The organism is Yersinia sp. IP36721, from assembly GCF_003634395.1.
In the GTDB taxonomy this organism is placed as follows: domain Bacteria; phylum Pseudomonadota; class Gammaproteobacteria; order Enterobacterales; family Enterobacteriaceae; genus Yersinia; species Yersinia entomophaga.
In genome coordinates this window covers 1-259 of record NZ_QCZL01000110.1, presented here as the reverse complement: position 1 = coordinate 259, position 259 = coordinate 1, and the positions used below count along the sequence as shown (strand labels likewise).

Sequence of the window (259 nt, the reverse complement as noted above, 5' to 3'; positions counted from 1 at the left end):
GGGTCGTTAGCTCAGTTGGTAGAGCAGTTGACTTTTAATCAATTGGTCGCAGGTTCGAATCCCGCACGACCCACCATTCTTTCCTAATTGGCTGGAATGAAAAGAAGTTGAAGTTATCGCAGCGATATTCCTCTTCCTGTTTTGTCTGGTTTTATTCTCTAAGTGTTGTAATGCAATAATACATAATGGGTCGTTAGCTCAGTTGGTAGAGCAGTTGACTTTTAATCAATTGGTCGCAGGTTCGAATCCCGCACGACCC

The 259-nt window shown here is 43.6% G+C and carries 2 tRNA genes; both read left to right on the top strand.

Annotated features, from left to right (window positions below):
* Positions 1-76 (top strand) — tRNA-Lys (locus tag DBA33_RS20550).
* Positions 77-187: 111 nt separating this feature from the next.
* Positions 188-259 (top strand) — tRNA-Lys (locus tag DBA33_RS20545).